The 13,820-nt window shown below is 34.1% G+C and carries 11 protein-coding genes; 4 read left to right on the forward strand and 7 right to left on the reverse strand.

Annotation, left to right across the window (positions count from 1 at the left end):
- The coding region (locus tag ACZIYX_RS18130; protein ID WP_462683673.1) for an RHS repeat domain-containing protein at positions 1-1,091 on the forward strand (1,091 nt) is incomplete at its 5' end.
- A 4-nt stretch (positions 1,092-1,095) separates the two neighbouring features.
- Positions 1,096-1,686 (forward strand): hypothetical protein, encoded by a 591-nt coding sequence (locus tag ACZIYX_RS18135; RefSeq protein WP_462683674.1) that lies wholly within the window; start codon positions 1,096-1,098, stop codon positions 1,684-1,686.
- Between the two features lie 92 nt (positions 1,687-1,778).
- Here ACZIYX_RS18135 and ACZIYX_RS18140 read toward each other — a convergent pair whose 3' ends face one another.
- The 4 genes from ACZIYX_RS18140 to pruA all read right to left on the reverse strand — a co-directional run bounded on the left by ACZIYX_RS18140 (position 1,779) and on the right by pruA (position 5,354).
- The gene (locus ACZIYX_RS18140; protein WP_462683675.1) at positions 1,779-1,952 is read right to left on the reverse strand and encodes a hypothetical protein; all 174 of its coding nucleotides are present in this window, start codon (positions 1,950-1,952) and stop codon (positions 1,779-1,781) included.
- 32 nt (positions 1,953-1,984) lie between these two features.
- Positions 1,985-2,455, reverse strand: a complete 471-nt coding sequence (locus ACZIYX_RS18145; RefSeq protein ID WP_462683676.1) for an N-acetyltransferase family protein — start codon at positions 2,453-2,455, stop codon at positions 1,985-1,987.
- 51 nt (positions 2,456-2,506) lie between these two features.
- On the reverse strand, positions 2,507-3,616 hold the full coding sequence (locus ACZIYX_RS18150) for an FAD-dependent monooxygenase (protein ID WP_462683677.1): 1,110 nt from the start codon (positions 3,614-3,616) through the stop codon (positions 2,507-2,509).
- 109 nt (positions 3,617-3,725) lie between these two features.
- Positions 3,726-5,354 carry an L-glutamate gamma-semialdehyde dehydrogenase gene (gene pruA, locus ACZIYX_RS18155; RefSeq protein WP_462683678.1) on the reverse strand — a complete coding sequence of 543 codons (1,629 nt, stop codon included), beginning with the start codon at positions 5,352-5,354 and terminating at the stop codon, positions 3,726-3,728.
- A 475-nt stretch (positions 5,355-5,829) separates the two neighbouring features.
- Between pruA and ACZIYX_RS18160 the strand changes: the two genes are divergently transcribed.
- Together ACZIYX_RS18160 and ACZIYX_RS18165 are read left to right on the forward strand one after the other, a co-directional pair.
- Positions 5,830-6,546 (forward strand): NRDE family protein, encoded by a 717-nt coding sequence (locus ACZIYX_RS18160; RefSeq protein WP_462683679.1) that lies wholly within the window; start codon positions 5,830-5,832, stop codon positions 6,544-6,546.
- Positions 6,547-6,569: 23 nt separating this feature from the next.
- Positions 6,570-7,559 carry a DUF6695 family protein gene (locus ACZIYX_RS18165; protein WP_462683680.1) on the forward strand — a complete coding sequence of 330 codons (990 nt, stop codon included), beginning with the start codon at positions 6,570-6,572 and terminating at the stop codon, positions 7,557-7,559.
- Here the strand turns inward: ACZIYX_RS18165 and apaG are convergent.
- From apaG to ACZIYX_RS18180, 3 genes are all read right to left on the reverse strand, one after another.
- Positions 7,552-7,938, reverse strand: coding sequence for a Co2+/Mg2+ efflux protein ApaG (gene apaG / locus ACZIYX_RS18170; protein WP_462683681.1), 387 nt, complete (start codon positions 7,936-7,938; stop codon positions 7,552-7,554). The two genes, ACZIYX_RS18165 and apaG, sit on opposite strands and share 8 nt — an antisense overlap.
- Before the next feature lies 1 nt (position 7,939).
- Entirely contained in the window at positions 7,940-9,094 is a 1,155-nt protein-coding gene (locus ACZIYX_RS18175; RefSeq protein ID WP_462683682.1) for a DUF3667 domain-containing protein, read from the reverse strand.
- A 233-nt stretch (positions 9,095-9,327) separates the two neighbouring features.
- Positions 9,328-13,215: a PQQ-dependent sugar dehydrogenase gene (locus tag ACZIYX_RS18180; RefSeq protein ID WP_462683683.1), complete on the reverse strand. Its 3,888-nt coding sequence runs from the start codon at positions 13,213-13,215 to the stop codon at positions 9,328-9,330.
- Between the last annotated feature and the right edge of the window lie 605 nt (positions 13,216-13,820).

Raw genomic sequence — 13,820 nt, forward strand, 5'->3', positions numbered from 1 at the left:
GCATTGTGGAGCATGAAGCAGATGGATATAAATATGTCTACCAGTTTAAAGACCACTTGGGGAATATTAGATTATCGTACTCAGATAAGGACAAAGACGGTAAAATAGACTTAGAAGGTGTAGGAGAAGATTTGGACAATGACGGCCGTGCAGAAGAATATGAGATCGTACAGGAGAAGAATTATTATCCATTTGGATTGCAACACCAAGGATATAATTTTGCCGTGAATGGTAGAAAACATAACTATGGTTTTGGGGATAAAGAAGAACAAAATGAACTTGGTTTAGAATGGCTTGATATTACTGCTAGAAATTATGACCCTGCTATTGGTAAGTGGTTTAATATCGATCCGCAAGCAGAGAAGTATTATGATCAATCGCCTTTTACTTACGGATTGAATAATCCAACCTATTTTATTGACCCTAACGGAGAAGAGATCGATGTAACTGATTTAACTAATAATAAAGATAAAGACGAAGATCAACAAAATAGAGATGCTTGGTTATTGGTCAATCTTATGATAGATTTAGCAGATATATCTGGTCAAAAAGTATCTAAAAGCCAAACAAAGGATGGTAGAACTGTTCTAAGTGGTTCTGGAGAATGTGATGGTGATTGTACTGAAGCAGGTGCATTTGTAAGTCATCTTTTAGGTGATGGAGGTACGGTAACAGTATCTGGAACTAATGAGGGTTCTGATGGTTTTCCCGGAGGACAAGTTTATTTGGATGCTTCTGAAATTAATGGAGTTCAACAAGGTTTAAAAGATCAAGGACTAGATCCAGCAACTTATGGAACTGGGATGATTTTTCTACACGAATCGTTACATACCAAATTTGGAGCAAGTTTCTTTAATAGCCCAGAAGATCAAAAGGATAAAATAGGAGGACGTTTTGAAGATAAATTTGGAGGTGAACCAGGAAAAGGAGCTAATGTAACAAGGATAAATAGATTTAGAGAACAATTAGGGCTTGCTACTAGAGAACGATATAAAGGTCAGAATACTGAATTTGGTCAATCAAGCCTTCTATTTAAAAAAGACGGGAATGAATATTTAATTCCTCAAGTAAAGATCAAACCTAAAAATTAAAACTATGAGATTGAGTTTATTTATTTTACTCGCTATTATAACGGCTAGTTGTGGTGGGTTTGGTAGTAGTGATGAAAAAAGAGTTTTTTCAGAAATATTAGATGCTAAAATTATTAGTGAGTATCCTGAAAAATTAGGTGATAAATACCTTGTTTACCCATATTATGTTGATTTTGAATTCAGTGACTTTCTATCAAAGAAAATGGAAAATCACCCATCTAGAAAAAAAATAGCGAAAAGTGTTTTTTCAAAATTAGATATAGATGCTAATCTATTTACAGAAATCCAAGGAAAAGTAAATAAAAAATATAAAGGGTTGTATTCTGATAACCTTTATGATTTATCAACGGGAAATGAAAGTACATTGATCTTTACTTTTTCAGGGTTAAATGAAAATTTAGTTTTTGTTAACCTGTACTGGTATCACGATGCAATTTCAAAAGAAGACTTGACTAAAAACTTTGATTTTCGAAATAACTTATATTCTGTAAATTCATTCATTGCCTTTTTAGATTCTGAAAAAAAGGTTGTTAAAGAAGTTGTTTTTGATGATGGCCGTTCAATTGAATGGTGGCCTAATGGAAAAACTAAATAATCCCCGCTCCGCAAAGTCTCCTGACTTAGCGGAATGATCAAAGACGGATTTATAAATATTAAGAACCAGTTACATTAATGTAGCTGGTTTTTTTATGCGTATGTATTACGTGCTTTAGCATCCCGAATGAGCGCATTAATAGTAGTTAGAATATGTTGTTGATCTTCGTTTCTAAGTTTTTGTAAGCTAGTGATTGCTCCCGATTGTCTGGATATGATAGCTGTACGAACTGTCTGGTTATTTTGAAGAGGATTTTTTTGAAACAACAGACAGAGTTTAATTTACAAATCCATAAAATTTAGCTCATGTCTTCTTTAAGGTTAAAACGCATTTCTGCTATGTGCTTTTTAAATCCGATTTTTTCATAAGCTTTAATTGCTCTTGGATTTTGGTTATATACGGTAAGACGAATTTCTTCAATGTTTTTTAAGGAAAACCAATGACAAAGTTGTTGAATAATATTTTGACTAATACTTTGACCTCTATATTCTTCTTTCACATAAATAAAGCCAATATATCCAAGTTGTTTTTGTTTAAAATAATTTTTCCGATCTCTTATTTGCCCATAACCACTACCTATGACTTTACCATCAATTTCGGCAACCAAAACTTCGGTATGATTAGAAAGGATATAATCCCGGATACTATAATAGTTTATTTTTTTGTCTTGTATCAACGTTGGATCCATTGGTAGTTCGGTTTCGATAATTTTTTGTTCAAAATCGAGGAGTACAGGCAAGTCTTCTATTTTAGCGGGTCTGATAATCATGTTTGATTTGTAATATAGTATTTGAAAAAAAGATACGAGTATTGTTTAAACTTACCAATCCGGAGTTTTTGAAAGAGGTCTGTAGTCTTCAGTCCAATTTTTTTCTCCTACTTTTTTTAATCCCATTTTAGCAATCCAAAAAGGTAGTTTAGAAAGCTTTTCCCGTTTTTGATTACGGGCTCTGGTCCAATCAATACGGTCATTTCTGTTTTTTGAAAATGCAGGAGCAATAGTGTTCCAGTCTTCGGTTTTTAACAAGCCGGACAATACTATGGCATCTTCTATGGCCAAAGCACCACCTTGTGCCATAAAAGGAGGCATTCCATGTGCAGCATCGCCTGTCAAAACAACCCTTCCTTTTCCCATTTCAGGAAGTTTAGGTAGTTCTTCCAGATCATTCCAATATGCATCCTCGGGATTCCATTCTTTAAGGATTTTGGCAATAGGGGGGGCAAATCCCTTAAAAGGATTCATGTATTGGTCTTTGTCAAAAGTTTTAAAACCTCTTGTTTTTCTGTTTACATAGCAATATGCGGTGTCATTATCAACAGGGATTATAAGAAATTGCCCTGCAGGGCTAATATACAAAGTCCATGAATTAATTTCTTTTGGTTTTTGGATCATGAAACGGCATACCTGGGCAGTAACTTTTCGTAAAGGGATATCTCCTAATAGTAATTTTCTGGTTGTAGAGTATAACCCATCTGCACCAATGATTAGGTCGTATTCTTCTTTGTTACCGTTAGATAATTCAATAGTTACAGAATCTGGATTGATTTTTAGGGTATTAATTGTGGTGTTGAATGAGATGTCTATGTTAGATATTCCTTCTATTAGAATTTCGTGCAATACTTTTCTTTTTATTCCCAGGCATGGTTTTTCTCTTCCCCATATTTTTTGAAGATCTAAATCTAAGATCGTTTTTCCATTAGCATCTTTTATGTTACGAGAACTTATAAGAAAACCTTTTTTTCTTGCAATATCACCTAGTCCTAATTTGTCAAGGGCAATAACTCCGTTAGAAGGAAGGTACAACCCTGTTCCAATAGTTTGCCAATCTGGTTGTTTTTCTATTAGTTTAATTTGATATCCTTGGTTTTGAAGTGCTTTTGCAGTTGCAAGCCCGGCTATTCCTCCTCCTGCAATTAGTATTTTTTTCATTATAATAATAAGATGTATGTGGTTTTAAGTAAAATTAGAGCTTTGTAATGTGTTATAAAAATAAATAAAAAAGCGCCAACCGGCGCTTTTTTATTTAGAGTACGTTCATTTATTCTCCTAAAAAAGGATATCTGTAATCAGAAGGAGAAACAAAAGTTTCTTTTATCATTCTAGGAGATACCCAACGTAGTAAATTAAGATAGGATCCTGCTTTGTCGTTAGTTCCGGATGCTCTGGCACCCCCAAAAGGTTGTTGTCCAACTACAGCTCCGGTACATTTATCGTTGATATAAAAATTACCTGCACAGTTTTCTAGTGCCTTGGTAGCCTGGGCAGCAGCATAACGATCTGTAGAAAATATAGCTCCTGTTAATGCATACTCGCTTGTTTCATCAACCAACTTTAATGTTTCTGCCCACTGGTTATCTTCATAAACATAAATTGTAATTACAGGACCAAACAGTTCTGTACACATAGTAGTATATTTTGGGTCTTTTGTAACTATTACTGTAGGCTCTATAAAATACCCTTTGGATTTGTCATAATTACCTCCCGCAATGATTTCTGCATCCGTATCGTTTTTGGCCTGGTCTATATATTTTGCAAGTTTATTAAATGATCCTTCGTGTATAACTGCGGTAATAAAGTTGCTCATATCTTCTGGAGATCCCATTTTAAAGGATGCAACATCATCTATAAGATATTTTTTTACATCGGGCCATAGGCTTTTAGGAATATAGGCTCTGGATGCTGCACTACATTTTTGCCCTTGATATTCAAAAGCTCCTCTGGAGATTCCTGTTGCCACTTGTTTTGCATTTGCACTAGAGTGTGCTATGATAAAATCTTTTCCTCCGGTTTCTCCAACAATTCTAGGATACGTTTTATAGTTATGTATGTTAGCACCAATTTTTGCCCATATATCTTTAAATATATGTGTACTTCCGGTAAAATGAATCCCTGCAAAATCAGGACTAGCCAAAATAGTATCGGTAATCATTACAGGGTCTCCATAAACAACATTGATAACACCATCTGGTACCCCGGCTTCTTTAAAGATATCTACAATAACTTTTGCAGAATATATTTGGCTGTCACTTGGTTTCCAAACCACGGTATTTCCCATTAAAGCAGCACTTGCAGGTAGGTTTCCTGAAATTGCTGTAAAATTAAACGGGGTAATAGCATATACAAAACCTTCCAGAGGCCTGTATTCTAATCTGTTCCATGCGCCAGAAGTAGAATCTGGCTGATCTTCATAAATTTGAGTCATAAATTCTACATTAAAACGTAAAAAATCTATAAACTCGCAGGCAGCATCAATTTCTGCTTGATATATATTTTTGGATTGGGCAAGCATGGTTGCAGCATTTATTTTTGCACGGTATGGACCGGCAATAAGTTCGGCAGCTCTTAAAAATACAGCAGCACGTTGTTCCCAAGCCAGATCTGCCCACTTTTTTCTTGCATCCAGAGCAGTATCAATAGCCTTTTGCACATGTTGTTTTTCAGCTTTATGATACGTTCCTAAAATATGTTGATGGTCATGAGGAGGGGACATGGTACCAGTGTTTCCCGTTCTTATTTCTTCACCATTAATATATAAAGGTACGTCTATAGTGGTATTGTACATTGTCTTGTATGTTACCAGAACCTCTTCTCTTTCAGGTGTTCCCGGAGCATACGATTTTACAGGCTCATTTATTGCAGTAGGAACTTGAAAAAAACCTTTTCCCATGATGTTGTGTTTTAATTTAAATTAGTAAGATATGTCTATGTTTAGACTTTTTTTTGGTTAGCAAAGATAGAAAATTATATAGGCTAAAAGCTATTTTAGAGTATTATCCATAAAAAAAGCGCCCAATTTTTTCGAGATATGTTCTTTAATTTGTGAATTTATATTTTTTTTGTATTCTTTGACTATATATTTTGATAAATCTACTGCTTGCACTTTTGACAATAAAGAGTTGTATGTGTGTTATACCATTTTAACTTTGAAATCGTGCGTATAGAAATTGAATTTATTTTTTAAGTATTCAAGGCAAAAAGCTTGTGCCAGACTTGATCTGGTATCAAGCATATCTGTAGTTACGGTTATATTTTTTAACGAAGAACAGATGAAAAAGAAATAATTTATTAGTGCTGTTTCAAAGTTAAAATGGTATTATATATTTTTTTTGTAAGTTGTGTTAAATTTAGCCGACCCAGAATCTATGTGTACAGTTACGTTAACCCCAATTCAAGAAAATAATTTTATACTAACCTCTAGCCGTGATGAAGCATTGGATAGAAAAACACTGCTACCAGAGTTTTATCAGGTAAATAAAACCAGAATGTTGTTCCCCAAAGATGCTGTTGCCGGAGGAACCTGGATAGGTCTTAGTGATAAAAACACCATGATTTGTTTGCTTAACGGAGGGTTTGAGGCTCATAAAAGATTGGATTCTTACAGACAAAGCAGAGGCGTAGTAGTCAAAGATTTATTAGAAGCTAATGATTTGGAAAAAGCAATTTTAGATTATAATTATAAGGGTATTGAACCATTTACTATAGTTGCAGCAAATTGGAAGTCAGATCTTTTGTTTTTTGAATTAGTATGGGATGGGGATCAAAAACATTTTAGAAGATTAAAAAAAGAAAGCCATATATGGTCTTCTTCAACATTATATACTAAAGATGTAAAAGAGTTACGTGAAAAATGGTTTACAACTTTTGAAAGAGAAAGCATTGTAGCCCCTGATACGCTTTTGGATTTTCATAAAAATACAGGAATAGGGGATAAAAATAAAGATTTACAAATAGACAAAGGTTTTTTGAAAACCAGAAGCATTACACAGATTGTCAAAACAGAAGAAGAACTCTCGATGCGACATGAAAATCTACAGAATAAAGAAATAACCACTGTTGTTTTTGAAGCTATAACAGCCTAAAAAATAGTATAAATTATAAAATATTGACTTATACAGGTAAAATAATTGTACTTGCTTTTCCAGATACCTTTGTGCAATATTCTGATGAACCTTCGGTGAAATTTCTTTTAGCCTTGGGGTTAGGTAAGAATAATTATATAAAAGCGGGGCATGCAGCTTTTGTGCTTATTGAAAATAGAACAGGGAATGCCGAATATTATGATTTTGGAAGATATATAACCCCAAAAGGCCATGGCAGAGTAAGAAGCGCAGTTACAGATATCGAATTAGAAATTCCTTTTAAAGCCATAATAACCTCAGATTATAAACTAAGCAATGTCGAAGATTTTTTGTTATGGCTGGAGGCAAACCCCAAAAAAACCCATGGAGACGGACGCCTTGTGGCTTCGGTTTGTGATTATATCGATTATGAAAAAGCAAAAAAATATGTTTTGTCTGTTCAAAGTATGGGCAGTATCCCATACAAAGCTTTTGGTAAAACAGGCAGCAATTGTTCTCGAATTGTAACAGATACTATTTTAAGCAGTACCGATCAAATAAAAATTAAAAGACCATTATTAAGGAATAAATTGTTTACCCCAAGTCCTTTGGGTAATGTAGAAAAGGCAGCGTTGAACACTCCTGTTTACCAAGTAAAAGATGGCAGGCTACAAGTATACCCGGGATCGGTTTTTAAAGAAAACCTCACTAATTATTTTGATAAAAAGATTCCTGAAACAAAAGATAAGGGTATAAAAAAATGCAATAATAGGCTGGATAAAGCTCATTTTCTTTCAGGTACAGGAAGTAGTGCTTATTTTGTATTGGAAGAGTATTTAGAAGAGAATGTATTTGAGATTACAAGATATACAGAATATGGAGAAAAAGATTTTAAAGGTCTTTTTGTTGCTAAAGAAAGTAGATTGAATCCTAAACAAGAATATCGGTTTGTATACGATTCAAATTGTTTGTATTGCCATATAGAGCAAAATGGAAACAAAATAAGACTGGAACAAATAGGTATAACTAATTAAGAGCAAAAGGGGCGCTTAACTTAAATCCGGGGATCATTACCTGAAATTTACGGGTGGATGTAAAATTAACCATATTGTAATGTCCTTTCATAGCCCCAAAAGGAGAGCTAAGCAGGCAACCACTATTGTAGGTGTGGGATTCACCGGGTTTTAGAACTGGTTTTTTTCCAATAACACCTTCGCCTTCTACTATTTCAGTATTGTTTAAGGCATCTTTGATTTCCCAATAACGAGAGGTGAGTTGTACAGAATCCTTGCTTTGGTTTTCTATTGTTATTCTGTACCCAAAGGCAAAATGAATCTTATGGTTCTTGTAAAAAGTACCTTCAAAGGTGGTATCCACCGAAATTTTAATGCCTCTGGTAATTTGTTGAACCATACTAAAATATAAATATTGACCCTGCTAATGTTATTACAGAACCAATTCCTGCTAAGATAAAAAATAATATATTTACAAGCACAAATTTAACAATTGTTTTTCCTCTGCCCTGATTATAAAACTTTCGCATGGCTTTATACAGGTAAAATAGAAAAATAAGCATTGCAATATTAAAAAAAGAATTAATATTAGTGATTTTAGAAATCAAAATAGATAGCCCTATCGTTATAAAAAACATGGTTTGGGTATGGAATATAAAAACTAAGTGCTCCATGTAGTTAAAAGATTTTCTTATATATAAAAGCCAGATTCCTAAAGCAAAAAATGGAAGAAAGAAAAAGATGATGAAAGGAAGTTTGTTAAATATAAATTCAAAAAACTCTTGTCCATAATTTTCTTCTATTGCATTGGTTTTTAAAACCCTGTGGTAAATGTACTTGTTAAATTGGTTTTTTTCATGTTTCAGCTCAGATAAGGCTTTGTATGCAGATTTTTCTTCTGTTTTTTCGTAATAATCTTTGTACATCTCCCATAGTATATATCCCCTTTCAAAAAAACCAATACTATCAATCTGTTTTTGTGAATAGTAGATAACATCTTTGGGTTGGTTTTTCTTTTTGTTCAAGAAAGAAAGCCCGTCTGCCTTTAGAACCTCCTCACTGATCTTTTCTTTATCGGCTCTGGAAATACCGTTGGCAGCTAATATTTGGTCATTAATTTTCAGCTTTAATGAATCGTCTGTAGATATATTTTGTTTGATCTCGCTAATAGCTTCTTTTCCATCACTGACCTGATCTTCCATTTCTGTTCTAAAGCCATCAAAATCAATAAATAATCCATTAATAATAAAAAAGATAACAGAAACGCTTAAGTAAAACCGAAATGGATTAGCATATCTAACTCTTTTGCCCTTTACATAATCTTTAGAGATTTTACCGGGTCTGAATAGTAGGGCAATTATAGTATGACTAAGCCTGGAGTCGTAAGAAAAGATACTGGCAAAAAATTCATTGAAAAAATCTTTAAAAGAAAGTTTTTTTGTAGTATTGATCTGTCCGCAATGATGGCAATATCGATCAATGATGTCCAAAGGTACTCCACAATTAAGACATTCTGTGCCACGGTATTCTTTTAAGAATCTTCCCGTTTCTTTCATTTTTTTTTAGCTAATAGTTTCCTTAGGGAGCTAAAGTAATAATATTTTATGGTAACATGAAAGCTAAGGGAAGAGTTATGGATTTCTCTTGCAAGATGAAGTAAAAAGATCCTCTAAAAAGTTTTATATTATTTTATAGTGAAACAAAGCCAAAATATATTAAGACCAATACATTTTGACTTTGCTCCTTAATCAGTACTTTTTGGATAACCTCTCTGTTTAATCCATTTTAGTTATTCTAAGATGAATTTTTTAATTTGAGTTTTTGTATCGGATGTAACTGAAATGAAATATAATCCAGAAGGTAAACCATTTAATTCTATTTTATTTTTAGATACCATTCCTGCTTTTATTATTTGACCAATTTTGTTAACAATTTTGAAACTTGAATTATTATAATCATTGAGTTGTATCCTTATAAAGTCTTTAGCAGGATTTGGATAGATATAAAAACCAGAATCATCCGGATTTATTTTTAGATTATTAGTATTGCCAACACAGAAATTTTTGGTTTCCTCAGAGTTAAAAGAAGCTCCTGTGGCTAAAACGGTATTAGTGGTAACATTGGTTAATTCGTAAGATCCGTCACCGTATGTACAACAAAGCCCATCACTATCAGCGTCTTTAATTACGAAGGTGTAGCAACCTTTGTCTAAGATCTTGGTAATGTTTATAGTAGAGCTACCAGTTTGTGATTCGTATGGGCCTTCGGAGTGTATTACCTTATTACTGGCATCCTTTATCTCCCAACTGGTATTTTGTGGGTATCTGTCAAAAGTGATACGCAGTTTTACATCATATTTACTAGATGCTTCATTAGTAGTGACATTTATTTCTTTACTAGGAGCAGAGGTGTTTCCTGCTGCATCTTTAGCTTTAATGCTAAAAAGATATGCTGTATTAGCTTTTAATCCCGTAATATTGGCTGTGTTTGTGGTAACAGAAATAATCTTAGAAGTTCCTTGATATACTTCATATTCAGTTACACCAATAATATTATCTGTAGCGGCTACCCAGGATAATGTTACTGTTGTTTGTGTTATATTAGAGGCTACTAATCCTGTTGGAGTAGAAGGTGCTTGGGTATCTGTACCAGTTGCCTTATCGATAACAATACTATAATCTTCTACTTCGCCATACTCAAAAGATTCACAAGCAGTAGGGATAGAATTAAATTTCATAGATACCCTCATTCTGGTACTTCCATCTTTTGCTGTTGCAGGTACAGTAAAGCTACCACTTACAGGGGTTGTTTGCGAAGCAGCATTAATCCATACTTGTTCTCCTGTGTCGCTAAAATCTCCATCTTGATTATAATCTATCCAGACACTATATGCTTCATCGTATTTAGTTCCGGTCCAGGTAGGGGTAATGACAATAGTGTTTGAGGTTCCTTTTGTTAGGTTCGTAGATTCAGCAGTAAAATTACTGTATCCTCCAGCCTCTCCGGTCGATGTTTTGTTGATGGTTCCTAACCTTACATTACTGATATATTCATCGTTTGTATTTTTAGCATTAGAGGCGCAGTAGTTAAGTTGTACATTGGTAGTTGTAAAGTTTACAGAAGCACTATAATTAGATACAGTGCCATCTGGACATTTACTTCTTACCTGTACCTCATAGGTAGTAGAAGGAGTTAATCCGGAAATTACTTTAGAAGTCCCATTTTCTGTAGAGGTTGTCCATGTGTTTGTTCCGGTTTGCCTGTAGCGCAAATCATAATTTGCACCAGTAACGGTAGTCCATCCTATAGTAGCTGTATTTGATCCTGCCGCAGAAGAAGATACCCCGGTGGGTACTGTTGCTGCACATGCAGTATTTGATGAGTTGCTCCATGAAGCAGTATTTTGAGCATCTATGGCACCTGCTTTAGAAAAATTACCTCCTGCAAATATTTCTTTAGTTTGAGAAGATAGTGTTATCGCGTTAATGATGATATCAACACCAACGTTGGTATTGGTTCCTAAAGCTTTCCATCCGGTATCTTCGTTCCATTGTGCGATATTGTTTACGATTTTGTTACTGTTATTATCAGAAGCTGTAGTAAAAGCTCCTGCAGCATATAAGTGAGTTCCATCATAAAGTAATGAGCGAACATTGTTGTTAACTCCATTACCTAGTTTCGACCAGCTTTTGGTTGCAATGTTCCATTTGGCAATTCTATTTACAGTTGTGTTTCCTGCAAGAGCAAAATTTCCACCAATATAGATTGCAGTTGGGGTAGTCGTAATCGCTTCAACAAACCCACTCGTTCCATCTCCTAATGTCCCCCAGTTAGATCCGTTCCATGTTGCAATTCTTTTAGCGGTATTACCTCCCGCTTCATCAAAATTACCTCCTGCATATAAAATCCCATCACTACCTGTTGCTAAGGATCGAATTTCGTTATTAGTTCCTGATTTTTTGTTTGTTACATCTTCTAAAGCAGACCATTTACTGCCATCCCATTTAGCAATATTTCTTACGGTAGTTCCATTAATGGTTTTAAATACTCCACCAACAAAAATAGCATTACTGTTACCTGTTTCTATTGCAGCAACTGTTCCATCAATTCCGGAGCCTAATGCAGACCATTGTGATCCATTCCATACAGCAATGTTATTGGCATTAATTCCGCCAATTTTAGTAAAAACTCCTCCAACATACAGATTACCGTTTGGGGCAATTTTTAATGTATTGATACTACCGTTTGCGCCACTACCCAAAGCAGACCAACCAGAATTTTTGTTCCACACAGCAATATTATTAGCATCTATGCTTCCTGCTTTACTAAAGTTGCCGCCATGGTATATATTTCCATTAGAATCTGATGCGATTGCTTGTACAACTCCGTTAACTCCTTGCTCTAGTGAAGCCCATGATCCGATTCCGTTTACTATAGTGCCCGGGGGTGAGGTGTTCCCATCAATAAGTTTATATATTTTGGCATTGTTTCCATAGCTGCTAAAATATAATTCACCGTCTGTGTCGACGCCAAAGGAGGAGACATATAATCCATTGGTTTTAAATAATAATTCACGAGAGGTGCTTCCTGTAGATGGATTATAGTTTAACGCCCAAACTCTGCCGCTTACATAGTCGCCAAAAATATATTTTGAATTGATATCAGGATTTAGACTGGTAATTTTAGAGCCTCTATATACATAACCTCCGGTAATGGATACATCTCCTTGATTGTGGTTGTAATCAGACACAGGAGGTTCTACAGAACCTGAGATAATGACATTGCTATTGGCTACAGAATTGCCTTCAAACCTACTCCATCCATAGTTTTTGCCATTTTTGATAAGGTTAATTTCTTCAAACGCATTTTGTCCTACATCTGCTCCCCACATTCTTCCGGTTGGTTTGTCAAACGAAAACTTCCAGGTGTTTCTAATTCCATAAGCATAAATTTCATCTAACCCATCAGTTCCTACAAACGGATTGTCGCTTGGGATTTCATAATTTCCATTTGGTAAAACAGGGTTGCTTTCTACAGGATTATTTCCGTCAAGATCGACATCAATACGACAAATGCTTCCAAATACGGTATTTTTGTTTTGTCCATTGCCTTTAGGGTCATTTGCCCCGCCACCATCTCCAAAAGAGATATAAAGATAAGAATCCGGGCCAAATCCTATTTTGCCGCCATTATGGTTACTATTATCTTGGTTTTTGTCAAATTGAAAGAGTATAAGCTCACTATTGGGATCTGCAAGATTAGGATTATCTGTTCTAACAGAAAAACGCGATAATATCATTCGGGTAGAAATTCCAGAAATCGGACTATTTTTAGTGTAGTATACATAAAAATAGCCATTGTTTTTGTAGTTAGGATGAAAAGCAAGTCCTAAAAGACCTAATTCTTGACCTTCAGAAAATTGAACTCGATTTGTGATGTCAAGGAAGGTGTTTACTTGTGATGAAGTTACACTTTCAATTTTTGGAAATACTTTGATCCTACCACTTTGTTCTACAATAAACATTCGATCTGTGCCACTGTTTAGACATTGAATCTCTACAGGGAATTCAAAACTGATATTAGGAAAATTAGATTTGTAAGTGATTTGTGAATGAATATAATCGCAGGTAGTTAGTGTAATGATAATAAATAGATGAATTTTGAGTGAAATTTTCATTATGAGTTGTTTTTAAGAGAGTTATAAAATGTGAACAATAGCAAAACTTATTTTATTGTATGGATTGATTTGTTTGTTAATAAGTTTAACATAAATTAACTTTTTGTTCAACTTTTGCGCTTATAATATTGGATATCTGATATTTACTGTGCTCTGTTTTATTAAATTTATTAGGTAGTTCACTTGTTTTGAATTTTGCCACAATTTTTCTCTTATTATAGATCTTATAGATTCTAAACAGGTTTAATTTTTCCTTTAAGGAAATAAGACTTGAAGGGGAATGAATTGTAAAGAAAATATGAGTACAGAAAAGAGGCTGCTTAATGCTATTTAAACTTTGAAATCCTGTATGCAGAAATTGAATTTGTTTTTTAAGTATTCAAGGAAAAAATCTTGATATATCCTTAATTTGCTCTTGTGTTTTTTTAACGAAGAATAGATGAAAAACAGATAATTTATTAGAGTTATTTCAAAGTTAAAATACTACAGGTCTTTTGTTGATGAATTTTGATATTTTGGTGCAGGAAGGAATCTGTTTTCAGTTCAAAAAGAGAATCCAGATAATATAAAATAAAAACAAGGTTCAGAAAGTTTAATAAACAATA

The sequence above is a fragment of the Aquimarina sp. genome (assembly GCF_977115655.1).